Origin of the sequence: Umboniibacter marinipuniceus (genome assembly GCF_003688415.1) — a bacterium.
In the GTDB taxonomy this organism is placed as follows: domain Bacteria; phylum Pseudomonadota; class Gammaproteobacteria; order Pseudomonadales; family DSM-25080; genus Umboniibacter; species Umboniibacter marinipuniceus.
On sequence record NZ_REFJ01000001.1, the window covers coordinates 21,633 to 37,170 of the forward strand.

Annotated in this window: 17 protein-coding genes; 10 read left to right on the plus strand and 7 right to left on the minus strand. The window is 50.5% G+C overall.

All coding sequences use genetic code 11. From position 1 onward, the window contains the following. Positions 1-9: 9 nt before the first annotated feature. From slmA to coaBC, 4 genes are read right to left on the minus strand one after another with little or no spacing between them, the layout of a single operon-like run. A complete protein-coding gene (gene slmA, locus DFR27_RS00120) occupies positions 10-603 on the minus strand; it encodes a nucleoid occlusion factor SlmA (RefSeq protein ID WP_121875429.1) in 594 nt (197 codons plus the stop codon). 40 nt (positions 604-643) lie between these two features. Continuing rightward, complete coding sequence (gene argB / locus DFR27_RS00125; RefSeq protein WP_425452011.1) at positions 644-1,525, minus strand: acetylglutamate kinase; 882 nt, start codon at positions 1,523-1,525, stop codon at positions 644-646. Positions 1,526-1,535: 10 nt separating this feature from the next. After that, entirely contained in the window at positions 1,536-3,773 is a 2,238-nt protein-coding gene (locus DFR27_RS00130) for a phosphomannomutase/phosphoglucomutase (RefSeq protein ID WP_121875430.1), read from the minus strand. 9 nt (positions 3,774-3,782) lie between these two features. Continuing rightward, positions 3,783-4,988 (minus strand): bifunctional phosphopantothenoylcysteine decarboxylase/phosphopantothenate--cysteine ligase CoaBC, encoded by a 1,206-nt coding sequence (coaBC, locus tag DFR27_RS00135; protein WP_121875431.1) that lies wholly within the window; start codon positions 4,986-4,988, stop codon positions 3,783-3,785. A 64-nt stretch (positions 4,989-5,052) separates the two neighbouring features. Here coaBC and radC point away from each other — a divergent pair, with 64 nt between their 5' ends. The 5 genes from radC to DFR27_RS00160 all read left to right on the plus strand — a co-directional run bounded on the left by radC (position 5,053) and on the right by DFR27_RS00160 (position 8,479). Beyond that, positions 5,053-5,682, plus strand: a complete 630-nt coding sequence (gene radC, locus DFR27_RS00140) for a RadC family protein (protein ID WP_121876076.1) — start codon at positions 5,053-5,055, stop codon at positions 5,680-5,682. Between the two features lie 229 nt (positions 5,683-5,911). Next, entirely contained in the window at positions 5,912-6,148 is a 237-nt protein-coding gene (gene rpmB, locus DFR27_RS00145; protein WP_121875432.1) for a 50S ribosomal protein L28, read from the plus strand. A 28-nt stretch (positions 6,149-6,176) separates the two neighbouring features. Continuing rightward, the gene (rpmG, locus tag DFR27_RS00150) at positions 6,177-6,332 is read left to right on the plus strand and encodes a 50S ribosomal protein L33 (protein WP_121875433.1); all 156 of its coding nucleotides are present in this window, start codon (positions 6,177-6,179) and stop codon (positions 6,330-6,332) included. 128 nt (positions 6,333-6,460) lie between these two features. Then, positions 6,461-7,267, plus strand: a complete 807-nt coding sequence (mutM, locus tag DFR27_RS00155) for a bifunctional DNA-formamidopyrimidine glycosylase/DNA-(apurinic or apyrimidinic site) lyase (protein WP_121875434.1) — start codon at positions 6,461-6,463, stop codon at positions 7,265-7,267. A gap of 12 nt (positions 7,268-7,279) precedes the next feature. Continuing rightward, positions 7,280-8,479, plus strand: a complete 1,200-nt coding sequence (locus DFR27_RS00160; RefSeq protein WP_121875435.1) for a serine hydrolase domain-containing protein — start codon at positions 7,280-7,282, stop codon at positions 8,477-8,479. Positions 8,480-8,529: 50 nt separating this feature from the next. Here the strand turns inward: DFR27_RS00160 and ggt are convergent, their stop codons facing one another. The 3 genes from ggt to rsmD are packed head-to-tail and all read right to left on the minus strand — an operon-like array spanning position 8,530 to position 11,379. Continuing rightward, positions 8,530-10,251: a gamma-glutamyltransferase gene (gene ggt / locus DFR27_RS00165; RefSeq protein ID WP_121875436.1), complete on the minus strand. Its 1,722-nt coding sequence runs from the start codon at positions 10,249-10,251 to the stop codon at positions 8,530-8,532. Continuing rightward, complete coding sequence (gene coaD / locus DFR27_RS00170) at positions 10,248-10,730, minus strand: pantetheine-phosphate adenylyltransferase (RefSeq protein WP_121875437.1); 483 nt, start codon at positions 10,728-10,730, stop codon at positions 10,248-10,250. Before coaD ends, ggt begins: the two co-directional genes overlap by 4 nt. 13 nt (positions 10,731-10,743) lie before the next feature. Further along, complete coding sequence (gene rsmD, locus DFR27_RS00175; protein WP_245962574.1) at positions 10,744-11,379, minus strand: 16S rRNA (guanine(966)-N(2))-methyltransferase RsmD; 636 nt, start codon at positions 11,377-11,379, stop codon at positions 10,744-10,746. 93 nt (positions 11,380-11,472) lie between these two features. Between rsmD and ftsY the strand changes: the two genes are divergently transcribed. The 5 genes from ftsY to DFR27_RS00200 all read left to right on the plus strand — a co-directional run bounded on the left by ftsY (position 11,473) and on the right by DFR27_RS00200 (position 15,532). Next, a complete protein-coding gene (ftsY, locus tag DFR27_RS00180) occupies positions 11,473-12,627 on the plus strand; it encodes a signal recognition particle-docking protein FtsY (RefSeq protein ID WP_121875439.1) in 1,155 nt (384 codons plus the stop codon). A gap of 16 nt (positions 12,628-12,643) precedes the next feature. Continuing rightward, on the plus strand, positions 12,644-13,294 hold the full coding sequence (gene ftsE, locus DFR27_RS00185; RefSeq protein ID WP_121875440.1) for a cell division ATP-binding protein FtsE: 651 nt from the start codon (positions 12,644-12,646) through the stop codon (positions 13,292-13,294). Beyond that, positions 13,291-14,193, plus strand: a complete 903-nt coding sequence (locus tag DFR27_RS00190; RefSeq protein WP_121875441.1) for a cell division protein FtsX — start codon at positions 13,291-13,293, stop codon at positions 14,191-14,193. Before ftsE ends, DFR27_RS00190 begins: the two co-directional genes overlap by 4 nt. 98 nt (positions 14,194-14,291) lie before the next feature. After that, the gene (rpoH, locus tag DFR27_RS00195; RefSeq protein WP_121875442.1) at positions 14,292-15,158 is read left to right on the plus strand and encodes an RNA polymerase sigma factor RpoH; all 867 of its coding nucleotides are present in this window, start codon (positions 14,292-14,294) and stop codon (positions 15,156-15,158) included. Then, positions 15,155-15,532 carry a DUF423 domain-containing protein gene (locus DFR27_RS00200; protein WP_121875443.1) on the plus strand — a complete coding sequence of 126 codons (378 nt, stop codon included), beginning with the start codon at positions 15,155-15,157 and terminating at the stop codon, positions 15,530-15,532. The genes rpoH and DFR27_RS00200 overlap by 4 nt, the downstream gene beginning before the upstream one ends. The last annotated feature ends 6 nt before the right edge of the window (positions 15,533-15,538 follow it).

Below are 15,538 nucleotides of genomic sequence, written 5' to 3' on the forward strand. Positions count from 1 at the left end.
TGTTAATGGCTATCGAAAGAATCCAGTCATCAGGAACTGGTATTGATCACGCCAACCTTCAGTTGGCGAGCGGCGATAGCCGGAGCGGACAAACTGCCCCATGCGCCCTTCTACACAACTGATCAGTAGGTTAGCGCCTTCAGTAACCGTTAAGGTTGGGCGCAAACCTTCCCTTAATTCTGCCTCGCGGAGAATTTGTTTAATCTGCGTTTCGACGCGCTCAAAAAACTTCACGACTCGAGCGTGAAGCTTCGCGTTCTCTCCAGCTAGCGCGTCGCCCACTAAGATTCGAGCCATGCCAGGGTTGCGCTCACAAAAGCCTAACAGTAAGAACAAAATCGCATCACAACGCTCTAGCGCCGTTGTTTGATCTTTGATGATTTTCGAAATGCGCTCGAACACAGTGGTTTCGATAAATTCGATCAACGCCTCGAACATCTTAGTTTTGCTCGGGAAGTGTCGATACAATGCCGCTTCAGAGACGCCTACTTCTTGAGCAAGCTTGGCGGTTGTAATTCGTCCCTCTAAGTCCTGCTCGAGCATTCCCGCGAGCGCTTGCAAAATATGTTGCTTGCGCGAAATTTTTTGCTCTGTAACTGTCATAAATCCCCACGTAATAAGTCGTTATTCTACAGCTCAACGATCACGGTTTAATTAGCGTACCCACACCTTCATCGGTAAATACTTCGAGTAAAACCGCGTGGTTAACACGTCCGTCAATAATGTGTGCACTGCTTACACCGTTTTTAACCGCGTCTAATGCGCAGCCAATTTTAGGTAGCATACCACCATAGATGGTGCCATCCGCTATTAATTCGTCAACTTCTAACGCCGTTAGTCCAGTTAGGATCTCGCCAGATTTATCCTGCAAGCCCGCTACATTGGTTAACAGCATTAGCTTTTCAGCCTTTAGTACTTCAGCAATCTTGCCGGCCACCAAATCGGCATTGATATTATACGACTCACCCTTGTCACCTACGCCGATAGGCGCTATCACTGGGATAAAATCACTCGCGACCAGCATATCAATAATTGAGGCATTGATGGAGTCTACCTTGCCAACGTGACCAATATCTAGAATTTCGGAGGCCGTATGTTCTGGACTCTGTTCTCTGACTGAAATTTTAAGTCGGCTAGCTTGAATCAGTTTACCATCTTTACCCGTTAACCCAATGGCTTGACCGCCAGCTTGGTTGATGGCGTTCACAATTCCTTTGTTTACATTCGCTCCTAGCACCATTTCAACAACATCCATGGTCTCCGCATCCGTAACGCGATAACCATCCACAAACCGAGATTCAATGTTGAGGCGACTCAACAGGTCGCCAATTTGTGGACCGCCGCCATGAACCACCACGGGATTCATTCCCACCGCCTTCATTAAGACGATATCTCGCGCAAAACTGGCTTTAAGGTCTTCTTCCACCATTGCGTTGCCGCCGTATTTGACCACTATGGTCTTGCCCGCAAACTTTTGCAGATACGGGAGGGCCTCGGTTAAAACGCTTGCTTTGCTGTTATCCACTACTAATTCCTTATCGTAAATCTTCGATGAGCTCGTTCCAGTCGATATCGTCGAACGCACCACTCAAAAGGTCATAAAATCGCTGTCTGACTGCCGCCAAACCCGCTTCGGTATTCGATTCAAAGCGGAAGGTCACCGCACTTTCGGTGTTAGAGGGGCGAACTAGCCCCCAACCATCTTTGAATTCAACGCGCACACCATCCAACAATAGGAAAGTGGCGATATCGTTCCAATCCTGATGGTCATTCATGAGGTCAAGAACATGAGCACTATAATCGGCACTCACGGGGATACGTATCTCCGCCGAGGAGTAGCTCTTTGGGAGGGTTGCCACAAAATCGCCTAAAGTCTGCTGGCGCTGATCCAGCAACTGAATAATACGCAACGCTGCATAAATGCCATCATCAAAGCCATACCAATCATCGGCAATGAAGATATGCCCGGAGAGTTCACCACCCAGAACCGCCTTCTCTCTGACCATTTTGTTGCGCACGTTGGAATGGCCAGACTTACACACTAGCCCCTCACCGTGATAACGCTCCACGAACTCATCAATCGTGCTGGAACTCTTGATGTCGTAGACTACTTTGGCGTTGGGTACTCGCGCACACACATCTCGTGCCAATAACATCAGTAGCTTATCAGGCATAACCACCTGACCAAGCTCATCAATCATAAACAAACGATCACCGTCGCCGTCTAAGGCAATACCAAAGTCCGCTTGCTCATCGATGACACGCTGTCGAAGCGCATCGAGATTTGGCAGATGTGACGGATCGGGATCATGGTTAGGGAAACTTCCATCGGGCTCACAAAATAGCGGTTTAGGCTCACAACCCGCTAACTTTAATGCCGACAGGGCAGTTGGCCCAGCGATGCCATTCCCCGCATCAACGGCCACTTTGAAAGATAAGGTCCCTGTGATTCCCTGAGTCAGACGTTCAAGGTATTCATTATCCATCTGCTCTTCATGGTACTCACCTGTTCCGGAAACGAATTGGTCGGCCACGATTAACGATTTGATATCTCTAACCCGCTTACCGTCTAGCACCTTACCACCAATAACCATCTTGAAACCGTTATAGGCTTTAGGATTATGACTCGCTGTAATCATTACCCCCGATCGGTGACGACCAACTTCGGTGGCGTAATAAAGCTTTCCTGAAGGACCAGTCCCGATATCAATAACGTGACAACCAGTAGATAGAATACCCTCAACCAAAGCTTTGTGTAGTCGAGGCGAAGAGCTTCGGCCATCTCGACAAACGTACATCCCTTCACCTTGCGTGGATAGTACCTTGGTACCTAAAGCCCTACCTAGACTTAGCACCAGTTCGTCAGAGAGTTCGTCGGCAAGACCGCGGATGTCATAATCACGAAACACATGATGTGGCACATCGGCCCACTTCGCATCATGCGCCGTAGAGGACTTACGCAAGCCCTGCTGAAGCTCCCCTTTAAGACGGGCTTCATGCTGATGAATACGACGTGCCATCACGAGCCCCAGCAAAAGGATCAAGGCGCTCATCGCTAACGCGTAGTAGAAAATGCTGGTATCTCGCTCCACTTGATCCAGCCACTGGCCACTCGCGTCGAAGTCTGCCATCCAAATGCCGTTGATACGAATTCGTTCGCGATTGACCCCATCACCCGCGCCTTGCCCCAAGATCATCTGGGCTCGGCCTTGGGGTAGTTGCTGAAGCAAAATTACTCGGCCTGTGGCGAGCTGCGGGAGCAATAATTCGGAAAAATAATTAAGTGGTAAGGTCTGCAGATAGACGACCGATTCATTCTCACCACTCAGCGATACTGACTTGGCAAGGCGAAGATACCAGGTGTCCTTAAACTCAAATGCTTCGGGCTCAATAAGCTGGTCTTCACCAATCGCGCGAATCATTCGCAAATCACCCCAAGAAATTGGTGGCGTAAAGGAGTCATCAAGCTCAACTTCACTCAATTTCGCCGCGAGGACAACCTCACCATGATGATCTTGGAGAGTATTCCACCCCGCTTTCGTCAGCGGCTCGTCAATAATTTCCGCTAAATTCTGCTCAAACTCCAGCTGAGCTAAGCGTAAACCATCCACAACAACGTCCCGCACGCGCTGAGCCTGCTCAGTGACACGTTGTTTTTGCAGTGACTCGTGGTCATCGTCAATAAAACTAAGACTGAAATAGGGAACGGCGATGGCTACTGCCGCCGCAACGGCAAAGGTCGCTATCGCCTTCCATACGATCTGAAACTTCACTCAAACTCCTTACAGGCTAGCAGCTAGTATGGTGACTAACTGAGCGGCAATCTGGTTCTTGGCGGCCAAAGAAATTGACTGCTCGCTGGTCGCAGAAATCAACGTTACTGCATTATCGTCATGATTAAAGCCGGAGTCCGTGCGCGACACATCATTTGCCACAATCCAATCTAGTTGCTTGCGTGCTAACTTGTCTTTCGCATAGCGCACAACATCATTTGTTTCCGCCGCAAAGCCAACTACACATTGTGGTCGCTGTGGGTGTTTTGCTACCGAAGCAAGAATATCGGGGTTTTGCACCAAGACAAGCTGCAAATCGTCTGAGTCAACCTTCTTAAGTTTTTGCGGTGCACGCTGCGCGACGCGATAGTCGGAAACGGCCGCGGCAGCGATAAATAGATCCACCCCCAGCGCATGCTCCATAGCCGCCGATAACATCTCCTCTGCCGTTTCAACGGCAATGACTTCCGCCCTATCTACGGGAGAGATATTCACCGGCCCACTAATCAGCTTAACCGTTGCGCCCGCTTCAATACACGCTTGCGCCAGTGCGTAGCCCATCTTCCCGGAGCTATGGTTTGACAGGAATCGAACGGGATCGATGGGTTCTCTGGTTGGCCCCGCGGTGATACACACGGTCTTTCCAACTAAGGAGCCCGTATTGAACTGATCAGCCGTAAGCTTCACCAGATCATTCGGATCCAACATTCGCCCCAAGCCAACATCACCACAAGCTTGGCTGCCAGAATCCGGTCCAAACTGTTTAACTGAGCGCGCCGCCAGGAGCTTGAGATTCTCTTGCGTAGCAGTACTGGCCCACATTTGTTGATTCATGGCCGGCGCGATGGCTATTGGTGCAGAGGTGGCCAAACAAACTGTGGTAAGTAGGTCATTTCCCATCCCTACTGCGAAGCGAGCGATAAAATCTGCCGAGGCGGGTGCAACAACCACCAAATCGGCCCACTTAGCGAGCTCAATATGACCCATTGCGGCCTCAGCTTCTGTATTGAGAAGATCAATACCTACCGAATTGCCGGATAGCGCCTGGAGGGTAAGCGGGGTTATAAATTCCTGTGCCGCCGGTGTCATTACAACTCGAACGTCGGCGCCCCAGTCTTTGAGGCGTCTAATGAACTCCGCGCTCTTGTAGGCAGCAATGCCGCCTGTTACGCCGAGAAGGATTCGTTTATTCGCAAGTGCCGCTAGTTGTTCCATGGCTTAAACAAGACTCGAAAAGGAAAATAAAAAGATACCACAACCCCAGCGAGGTGTGCAGCTTATGTCGAACGCTTTACCGAAAAAAAACGTTGATCACAGTTTCAACCAAATCAGCAACTTTGAACTCTTTCAACAGCTATTCCAAGCGCTTAACGGCCAGGACTTGAACGCGCTATACACTATCAAGGAGAACAACTCTCTGCACCAGCTCGTGGGGCTATGCAGGACCGAATCATGTTATCTAGAACTCAACCTGGCACTCCAGCTCGTTCAGGAGTTTAACCGTCGCTACCTAAGCGAAGGTCTTCAGCGAACCACCTTTTTTAATGACCCTAATGACGTCAAGCGCTTCCTACTCGCCGAGCTTTCTCAGCGGCGCCGGGAGCGCTTCATCGCGCTATTCCTCGATAATCAGCATCGCCTCATTCAAAGGCGAGTGCTCTTCAAGGGAACCATTAACGCAGCTCAAGTCTACCCACGAGAAGTCGTTCGCGCCGCCATCGACCTCAATGCCGCGGCAGTTATCTTTGCCCACAACCACCCTTCAGGCATTGCTGAGCCTAGTGACGCGGACAGACGGATTACCGATCGACTTATTAACGCTCTTTCACTCATAGATATACGTGTTCTCGACCATTTTGTTGTTGGCGATAGCGAGGTAATATCCTTTGCAGAACGAGGTTGGGTCTAGCCCATTAAAATGTGTATAATGCTGGCTCGTTTTTTCGACTGGCGCACGAAAGTACCGATCAGCACGAAAATTAGGCAATTTTTGAGTTTTTTCTTGTTAATGCCTTGCTGTTCTGGTATAAAACGCGACCTCCAACGGGTTAAAAACCCAAACGAAGACAGAATTCGGATTTCGCCCGACGTTTAATCGGGCAACCAAGGCAACCGAGTAGATTTTTTGAGGCGATATCATGTCTAAAGTATGTCAGGTTACAGGCAAGCGCCCAGTAACTGGAAACAATGTTTCACACGCGAAAAACCGCACTAAGCGTCGTTTTGAGCCAAATTTGCACCACCACCGTTTTTGGGTTGAGTCTGAAAAGCGTTTCGTACGCCTTCGTCTTACTTCAAAGGGTATGCGTATCATTGACAAGAAAGGCATCGATGCCGTTCTTGCTGATATCCGCGCTCGTGGCGAATCTGTATAAGCTTTAAAAGCATTTAGGAGTTTTTAACATGCGTGATAAAATCCGTTTAGTATCAAGCGCTAACACTGGTCACTTCTACACTACTGACAAGAACAAGCGCAACATGCCTGGAAAAATGGAGATCAAGAAGTACGATCCTGTTGTTCGCAAGCACGTTATGTACAAAGAAGCTAAGATCAAGTAATTGATCCTCTGCTCCAAAAAAAGCCCGGCTAAGTTAGTCGGGCTTTTTTTATGGCGGTTTACCCCAGTTGCCGCGCCCCGAAAAGCATTCTAAAGTAGCCTCTCATTCGTAGACGATAGCTTGCAATCATGCCTGAATTGCCCGAAGTAGAAACCACCAAGCGTGGTATTAAGCCGCACATCCAGCAGCAAGTGATTACCGGCATCCTTGTACGTCAAGCGCAGTTGCGCTGGCCGGTTTCACCTGAACTACAAAACCTCGTAGGCGAAACCATCGTAGGGGTACGGCGTAGAGCCAAATATCTGCTGATAGATACCGCCAAAGGCGCAATCATGATTCACTTAGGTATGTCGGGTAGTCTGCGAATTATTGACCAGAGCGAGCCCCCCGGCTTTCACGACCATGTAGACTTGGAGCTTGGCTCGGTATCGCTTCGCTATACGGACCCTCGCCGCTTCGGTTGCTGGCTATTTGTGGCGCCGAACGCAAACCACGAACTACTTGCTAAGCTCGGCCCAGAGCCGCTGGAAGCTGACTTTAAATACGATCAGTTTGCAGCCCAACTGCGCGCCACCAAGCGCCCCATAAAGCAGGCGATCATGGACAATAAAATTGTTGTCGGCGTAGGTAATATTTATGCCAATGAAGCACTTTTTATGGCCAAGATCAGCCCCATAAGAGCGGCAAATAGAATTTCCGCCAAGCGCCTCCAAGCGCTCCATGAAGCCATTCGCATTGTGCTCACGGAAGCCATAGAGCAAGGAGGCACCACGCTCAAAGACTTCGTCAGTGCCGATGGCCAACCCGGTTATTTTAAACAGTCGTTACACGTCTATGGGCGAGGCGGTCTAGACTGTAGTGAGTGCAAACAAATACTAAAGGAAATACGCCTTGGTGGTCGCAGCACTGTCTACTGCCCAAACTGCCAACGATAGAGGAATAACAACATGCTCGGACGCTTTGATGAAGAGAAACTCGCTGCGATGGTTAAGCAGCTTGAGTACAAATATTTGGCCGCTAACAAACTTCCTAATCTGCAAATCGCGATTACCACTCCACAGGAGACGATTTATTCGCACGTATCAGGCTTTGCAGACATCGCAACCAAAACACCTATTACTACCGACCACAGCTACCGCATCTACTCAATGACCAAACCTATCACCTGCATGGCGTTGATGATGTTAGTTGAGCGCGGCTTAATTCAGTTATCGGACCCCGTTGCGGATTACCTGCCAGAGCTCGCATCTCTTAAAGTATACGAGGGCGGAACATTAGGGGACTTCAGTACACGCCCCATTAAGGCCCCCCTCACTATTCATCAGCTACTCACTCATACCAGCGGGCTCACCTACGGTTTCAACCAAGGAAATCCAATTGAGCAATTTTACGTGCAAAACGAGCTCGATCACGTCTGGCGCAACCCCAAGGAGCAGTGGTTAGCAAGCCTCGCTGAAGCGCCACTCTTATTCGAGCCGGGAAGCGCATGGAACTACGGACTTTCAACTGATGTGATCGGCTTCGTTGTAGAGGCGGTCAGCGGCGAGACACTGGGCGAGTTTATGCAACGAGAGATATTCCAACCGCTCGGCATGTCGCACACGGGGTTTCAGTACACCGGTCCCACGGGCCGCATGACTAGCTGTTATCAATATACCGATGAAGACCCGCTTAAACTGTTTGATCATTACGATAATTCGCTATTCAGTCAGACTCCTCGCGCTCATTCAGGAGGCGGCGGGCTTGTCTCAACCAGCGCCGACTATCTAAAATTCATGCGTATGTTGCTCAATAACGGGCGCCATGAAAGCTTTCAGATTATTGCGCCGAAGACGCTGGAGTATATGCGCTTAAATCATCTACCGAATGGCGCTAGTATTGCCGATATGAGTATTGGTTCATTTAGTGAGGTTCGCTATCAGGGAACTGGATACGGGCTTGGCTTCTCCAGCTTGTTTGACGTGACCGCATCGGGAGTTGTAGGTTCTGAAGGTGAATACGGTTGGGGTGGTATGGCCAGCACTAATTTCTGGATTGACCCGGAAGAACAGTTTGGCGTACTACTGCTAACTCAGCTCATCCCCTCATCAACTTACAATATTCGCTCAGACTTAAGATCAATGATATACGGCTGCTATCGCTACTAGTCCCTAATGGATTCGTTGCCCTGTGAATCTATGATCACTGGGCAACATCCCTACTCACCCCTTACTACCCCTTCTCGGCGCGGGTCAGCACCTCCCTCTAGAGAGCTACCCAATTGTATTAGATGGAGCCCAGAGTTCTGATACCCCGATTGAATACGATAACCCTGATCCGACAGCGCGTTGATGACTGATGCATCAATTCCCGGCGACTCTAACTCCAACACCGATGTGTTGCGAGCCACAATATGAGGAACCGCTACAGCGGCTTCAGGTGTCAGCCCGAAGAGTAAGACGTTAGCGATCGCCTGTGCTGTGTAGTTAATAATTCTAGACCCACCCGGAGATCCGGCCGATAACACCGGCTTACCATCTAAAAACACAATGGTTGGTGACATCGATGAGCGCGGTCGCTTTCCAGGTTGGACTCGGTTAGCAACTAACTCTCCATCAGCATTCGTGGGAACAAAGTCAAAATCAGTCAGCTGATTATTAAGCAGAAAGCCGCCTACCATTACGCGCGAACCAAAGCCCATTTCAATTGAGCTGGTCATACTAACCACATTGCCATTGGCGTCCACCACAGAAAAGTGGGTGGTTGATGGTTGCGACGGTGTACCATAAAAGGATCTACTCAAGGTGACATCGGGAACACCAGCCTGTGCTGAGAGCAGGGCTTCGGAGGTGATCAGCTGCGCGCGCTCGTCAAGGTACTCTGGGGCCAATAGACCGGCAACAGGGACCTCAACAAAATCAGCGTCCGCTAGATACATATTGCGATCAGCAAAGGCTAAGTTAGAGGCTGCTGCAAAGTGATGGATAAATAATGGATCAAGCGGACCGCTGTAGTTAGCCTGCTGGCGCTCCACAAGGCTCAGTTGCTGCAATAGCGTGACGCCGCCCGATGAAGGTGGTGCCGCACTACAAATCTCGTAACCCCAAACGGGTGCACAAACCGCTAAGCGTTGCACCGGTTGGTACGCTGCCATGTCCGCTAGACTTAACAACCCCTGGCTTGAGCTATCCGACTGGACCGCGCTCACGATATCTTCGGCCAGCTGCCCGCGATAAAAGACCTCAACCCCTTCACTAGCGATTAACGCAAGCGTGTTGGCATAGTCTGGATTCTTGAGCCGGTGACCCACTGGCCAAGGCGTTCCCTCAGCATCATAAAAATAGGCTTTGATAGCCGGATTGACATCCATGTAGGGGAAGGTAGAAAGCAACAAGTGTAATCTTGGCGAGACAATAAAACCGTCCGTTGCCAACGCTATTGCCGGCTCAAAAAGTGTCTCCCACGGCAGCTTGCCGTGCTGCTCATGAGCCTCCGCCATCATCGCCAAGACGCCTGGAACCCCCACAGATCGACCGCCAATGAGCGCTTTCCAGAACCCCATTCGATCGCCGTTCTCTTCGAGAAATAGCGAGCCATCAGCAGCCATGGGCGCTGTCTCCCGTCCATCCAGCATGACCAAGGACTCGATATCAGCATCATAGTGCAACATGAAGGCGCCACCGCCTATTCCAGACGACTGAGGCTCAACTAATGTAAGGGCCAGCTGTATCGCAATGGCAGCATCCACGGCAGAGCCACCGCGCTGAAGTATTTGATAGCCAGCATCCGCTGCAAGCGGGTGAGCCGCCACCACCATATGCTGTTGAGCGACACCACCTTTTAACTCGCTTAGCCCCGAATAAGCTTCCGGCTGTAACTCATCACTCGCCCAAATTAGCGCGCTATAGAATACCGACGCGAAAACGAGCCAGCGCTTCATGCTTGCTCAAATCGAAGCTTCAACGCTTCGGCGACCTTGGGGTGAACGAACTTAGTCACATCACCTCGAAGCGCCGCAATTTCGCGAACGAGGGTTGAGGAGATATAGGACAAGTGGTCAGCAGGTGTTAAGAATAGGCTTTCCACCTCCGGGGCCAGCGCTCGATTCATATTCGCCAGCTGAAACTCGTACTCGAAATCCGATACGGCGCGGAGCCCGCGGAGCACACCGGTGGCTTTATTCTTGCGAACAACATCAACTAACAAGCCTTCAAAACCAATCACCTGGACACTTGGTAGATGCTGGGTGACCTCCTGAACCATACTGACCCGCTGCTCCAGGGTGAAGAGTGGATTCTTCTTAGTATTTGGCGCGATAGCCACTACCACTTCGTCGAAGAGTCGACTAGCACGTTCAATGAGATCCGTGTGACCATTGGTGATGGGATCAAATGTTCCGGGGTAAACTACCCTGCGCATAATCTATTCCTTGTTACTCATTGTCGTTGTCGTTGTTAGAAATCGCCTCCACTGGCGACGAATACTGCAACTGCCAGAGGGAGAAGCTAATCTGCCCCGCTGATTTTGATTTCAATTGCCGCCAATTTTCTGGCCACTCCACCACCTCTGTCTTAGGGTGTTCTATGTATACTAACCCACCCTGCTTCATTGTGGGAATTAACTCTTGCAGCAATACTTGCCAAAGTTGATGATCGAAGGGTGGGTCGAGAAACGCGATATCGAAATGCTTACGTGGCTGCTCAGCTAATACTCGCCGAGCATCACCTGAAATCACCTCCGCATTGAGCTCCAAGGTACTGCAATTCTGCCGAAGCTGTTTCGCTACCCGCGTATTGAATTCAATAAACGTTGATTTGTTGGCGCCGCGCGACAGCGCTTCGATACCTAACGCGCCCGATCCAGCGCAAACATCCACACACTGAGCGCCTGTAACATACGGCTGAAGCCAATTAAACACTGTCTCTCTAACGCGATCACCGGTTGGCCGCAATCCATCTGCTAGAATAACAGGTAGCTTACGCCCGCGATGAACTCCCCCGATGACTCGGATGGTTGACGGTTGAGCGCTATGTTGACGTGCTTTTGAGGCCATTTTTTGAGCATTCATTAGTTAGTTCTAGCGGTTGGTGGTAACATTAGTCCACCTGACGTCGGTCTGCCGACATCCTAACAAATTATGTAAAGCGGTTGCCTTAACAAAATGCTTTTTTTTAAAAAGAAACGGAAGCAAAACGATGCCGATCCGAAACAGAACACTGAACAGACCTCGCAAGCAGACGCACCGTCGCAAAGTGAGGAAGTTAACCCAGCGCCGAATTCGTCAACGCCTGACAAGCTCGAAAGCGCTGTCGCGGATGTCTCAGATCAAACGTCGATTGCGTCACTTGATGAAAAAGATGAGAGCTCGGCCGGCGAATCGCCTAAAACCAGCTGGCTCCAACGAGTCAAGCAAGGACTAAGCCGAACAAGCTCACAGTTCAGTGATGGCCTTGCTAACGTTTTTCTCGGCAAGAAAGAGATTGACGATGACCTTCTAGAAGAACTCGAAACACAGTTATTGCTTGCCGACGTTGGTATGAAAGCCACCCTGAGAATTATCGATGCGCTAACCGATCGCGTCGCCCGAAAGGAGCTAAAAGATGCTGCGGCACTGCAGCAAGCTCTGCTCGATCTCCTTGAGGAGCAATTACAATCAGTCGATAGTTCCTTTGATTATGGTAAACAGGGGAACAAGCCGTGCGTCATTCTCGTTGTTGGGGTCAATGGCGTGGGAAAGACCACAACTATTGGTAAACTCGCCAAGCAACTTCAAGGTGAAGGCAAGCGCGTCATGTTAGCCGCGGGCGATACCTTTCGAGCTGCGGCGGTTGAGCAACTCCAGGTTTGGGGAGAGCGCAATGATGTGCCGGTGATCGCACAACATACTGGTGCCGACAGCGCGTCGGTGATCTTTGACGCAGTCCAAGCCGCAGAAGCTCGTAACGTTGATGTGCTCATAGCTGATACCGCTGGCCGCTTGCAAAACAAAGCCAATTTAATGGAAGAGCTAGAAAAAGTTGTTCGGGTGATGAAAAAACTCGACCCAAACGCTCCCCACGAAGTGCTGTTAGTACTAGACGCTGGCACCGGCCAAAACGCAATTTCGCAAACGAAATTGTTTACCGAGGCGGTCAATGTGACGGGATTGGCGCTGACAAAGCTCGACGGCACCGCAAAAGGCGGTATTATATTCGCACTTGCTAGCGAATTTAGTGTGCCGGTGCGTTTTATTGGTGTGGGCGAAGGCATTGACGACCTACAACCATTCAAGGCACGCGAGTTCAGCGAGGCATTATTCCAAACAACTAGGTCATAGCCAATGGAGGGTGAACGTGATCGAGCTACGACACGTCCACAAGCGGTATAGTCAGCAAAAGGACGTCCTAAAGAATGTTAGCTTTTCATTAGAGAAAGGCAGCATGACCTTTTTGACAGGCCAGTCCGGCGCAGGTAAGAGCACCTTGCTCAAACTCATCGCGGGTTTGGAACGACCTAATAAAGGCGATGTGGTGGTTGGCGGCGAACCCGTCAGCAGCTTGAAAAATTGGGAGTTACCCTACTACCGCCGTCAGATAGGCGTGGTCTTCCAAGACCACCAACTCATTGAAGAGCTCTCTATCTTCGACAACGTGGCACTTCCTTTGCGAGTATCTGGCTATAGCGATTTAGATATTCAACGCCGAGTTATTTCAGCTCTGGCCAGCGTCGGATTAGCCGATTCAGCGGTCAACTTTCCATCGCAATTATCGGGCGGAGAGCAGCAACGCGTTGGGATTGCTCGCGCCGTGGTGGCGAAACCTAGTGTACTAATTGCCGACGAGCCAACAGGAAACCTCGACCCAGAACTCTCTACCGACATTATGGGACTGCTTCATCGTTTTAGCCAAGTTGGCGTGACCGTACTTATTGCCTCCCACGATATCGCCCTGATTGAACAACTTGGCCACCCCATTCTGCACCTTCAAGGGGGCAATATTCGATGAAGTCGTCGGCTAGTCAATCTGGGCAGAAACCAACTCAGGCTTGGGTGCAACACCATCGCTTTTGCTTTTCCGACGCGCTTCGTCGCCAGCGAAAGGATTTAGGCCGAAGCTTTCTCACTTGGCTGGTCATCGCGTTTTCACTGGTTTTACCGGCCCTCCTCTACGCCGTATTAATTCAAATTGAACCACTGCTAGAGCAGCGTCCCGAGCCCCAGTTGAATGCCTATCTAAGTAGTAGCTTGAGTGAGGATGAGTTGTCCTCGTTTAGCTCTGCGTTGGCCGATGCTGATGGTCTAAGCATTGAATATATATCGCCGGAAGATGCGCTTGCGGCCCTTCAAAGCGACATTGACACGTCCTCGAGTAGCCAATTTAATCCACTACCACATACCTTCGTGATTACCGCTTCCAGCGCTCAACTCGATGAGTTAGCGGTCGCCCTGCGCAATGATGATAGGGTTGATGAGATACAATTAGATCGAGAGTGGATTCAGCGCTGGCAGTGGCTAGCAGCCATTGGTGAGCGTTCGCTACTCCTAATTAGTTTGATCTTACTTCTTGGCGCCGTTGCGACGGTAGGCAACACGGTTGGCCTGACCATTGTAATGCGTCAGCATGAAATTGAAGTCATGACGCTAGTTGGTGCAACCTCCACATTCATTCGTCGACCGTTCATTTATCACGGGGTGATCTCGGGGATCATCGGCGGGTTGCTTAGCAGCGTGCTCCTCATCGCTATTGTGATATCGCTCTATACTCCTTGGCAGCAGTTTATCCACAGCTATGACATTAGCGCCATTGCCATTCCTATGTGGGTATGGCTGTTCCCGATAGTTTCCGGCCTGTTAGTTGGTGCGGGCGGGGCTGCAATCGCCTGCTCTCGCTTTGTGCGTTACTAGTTTTGTTTCGGTAAGTCGCTACGCTCGCAGACCGCTACGGTGTTAGCAAACGTACCCTGCGCGTGCTATTATTTGCGACCGATTTAGCAGGATTCCCCATGAGTAAAGAACTGCAAGCTTTTGTTCAAATGTCACCCGGTGCAAACCTGGGCGCATACGTGCAAGCAGCAAATAGCATTGCAGTCCTGAGCGCCGAGGAAGAGAAAGACCTTGCTGAGGCCCTCTACTATGACAACGACTTAGACGCCGCGCGTAAATTGGTGATGGCGCACCTGCGTTTCGTGGTACATATAGCGCGCAGCTACAACGGTTACGGATTGGCTCAAGGCGACCTCATTCAAGAGGGTAATATTGGCCTAATGAAAGCGGTAAAGCGCTTTAACCCCGAAAAAGGCGTTCGGCTCGTCTCCTTTGCTGTGCACTGGGTTAAGGCTGAGATGCACGAGTTTATCCTTCGTAACTGGCGAATTGTCAAAGTCGCAACAACTAAAGCTCAGCGAAAATTATTCTTTAATCTACGCTCAGCGAAAAAGAAACTGGCGTGGCTCACTCACGATGAAGCAACCGCTGTTGCCGCGGACTTAGGCGTTGAAGTCGCCCATGTTCGTGAGATGGAGAAGCGCTTAGCTGCCGTCGATGCGTCCTTCGATCCAACCTTTGATGATGACGATGACGCACCCGCTAGCGCCCCAGCGCTCTACCTAGAAGACCAGAGCGCTGACCCAGCTCTTCAGGTGATTGAGGCGGACTCAAGCGCCACCAGTTTAGGCCACCTTAGTCAGGCGCTCGCCGCGCTCGATGAGCGCAGTAGAGACATTCTCGAAAGTCGCTGGCTTGGCGACAACAAAGCCACCCTTCATGAATTGGCGGATCGCTATGAGGTGTCTGCTGAGCGTATTCGCCAACTTGAAAAAAATGCTATGAAGAAGGTCAAAGCAGCCATTGATGCCGCGGGCGAAGAATGACCACCAAACTATTACTGATTCTGATTGCGCTTTCTGGCGCCCTCTGCGTTGCGCTAGGTGCTTTTGGCGCGCATGCTTTGGCTGACAGCTTATCTTCCAGCCAACTCGCCACATGGCGAACCGCAACGTTGTATCAAATGTTTCATACCCTTGCCGCACTGTTTTGCCTAGGGTTAACACATCACATAAAGCAGCGCGCTGCGTTAAAGATTTCCGCCGGTTTCCTACTTGGAATCCTGTTATTTTGTGGCAGCCTCTATTTTCTCGCCTTGGGAGCCCCGCGCTGGGTTGGCTTGATTACTCCCATCGGCGGTCTATGCTGGCTAATCAGCTGGCTATTTTTAGCTTATTCAACATTCAAATATCAACGCTAGTAGTGA

Excerpts from the sequence above, each read along its gene's own strand:
- DFR27_RS00160 (WP_121875435.1), top strand. The coding sequence starts at position 7,280 with ATGCTCGGACGCTTTGATGAAGAGAAACTCGCTGCGATGGTTAAGCAG.
- mutM (WP_121875434.1), top strand. The coding sequence starts at position 6,461 with ATGCCTGAATTGCCCGAAGTAGAAACCACCAAGCGTGGTATTAAGCCG.
- DFR27_RS00200 (WP_121875443.1), top strand. The coding sequence starts at position 15,155 with ATGACCACCAAACTATTACTGATTCTGATTGCGCTTTCTGGCGCCCTC.
- rsmD (WP_245962574.1), bottom strand. The coding sequence starts at position 11,379 with ATGAATGCTCAAAAAATGGCCTCAAAAGCACGTCAACATAGCGCTCAA.
- ggt (WP_121875436.1), bottom strand. The coding sequence starts at position 10,251 with ATGAAGCGCTGGCTCGTTTTCGCGTCGGTATTCTATAGCGCGCTAATT.
- coaBC (WP_121875431.1), bottom strand. The coding sequence starts at position 4,988 with ATGGAACAACTAGCGGCACTTGCGAATAAACGAATCCTTCTCGGCGTA.
- slmA (WP_121875429.1), bottom strand. The coding sequence starts at position 603 with ATGACAGTTACAGAGCAAAAAATTTCGCGCAAGCAACATATTTTGCAA.
- rpoH (WP_121875442.1), top strand. The coding sequence starts at position 14,292 with ATGAGTAAAGAACTGCAAGCTTTTGTTCAAATGTCACCCGGTGCAAAC.
- coaD (WP_121875437.1), bottom strand. The coding sequence starts at position 10,730 with ATGCGCAGGGTAGTTTACCCCGGAACATTTGATCCCATCACCAATGGT.
- radC (WP_121876076.1), top strand. The coding sequence starts at position 5,053 with ATGTCGAACGCTTTACCGAAAAAAAACGTTGATCACAGTTTCAACCAA.
- ftsY (WP_121875439.1), top strand. The coding sequence starts at position 11,473 with ATGCTTTTTTTTAAAAAGAAACGGAAGCAAAACGATGCCGATCCGAAA.
- rpmG (WP_121875433.1), top strand. The coding sequence starts at position 6,177 with ATGCGTGATAAAATCCGTTTAGTATCAAGCGCTAACACTGGTCACTTC.
- DFR27_RS00190 (WP_121875441.1), top strand. The coding sequence starts at position 13,291 with ATGAAGTCGTCGGCTAGTCAATCTGGGCAGAAACCAACTCAGGCTTGG.
- rpmB (WP_121875432.1), top strand. The coding sequence starts at position 5,912 with ATGTCTAAAGTATGTCAGGTTACAGGCAAGCGCCCAGTAACTGGAAAC.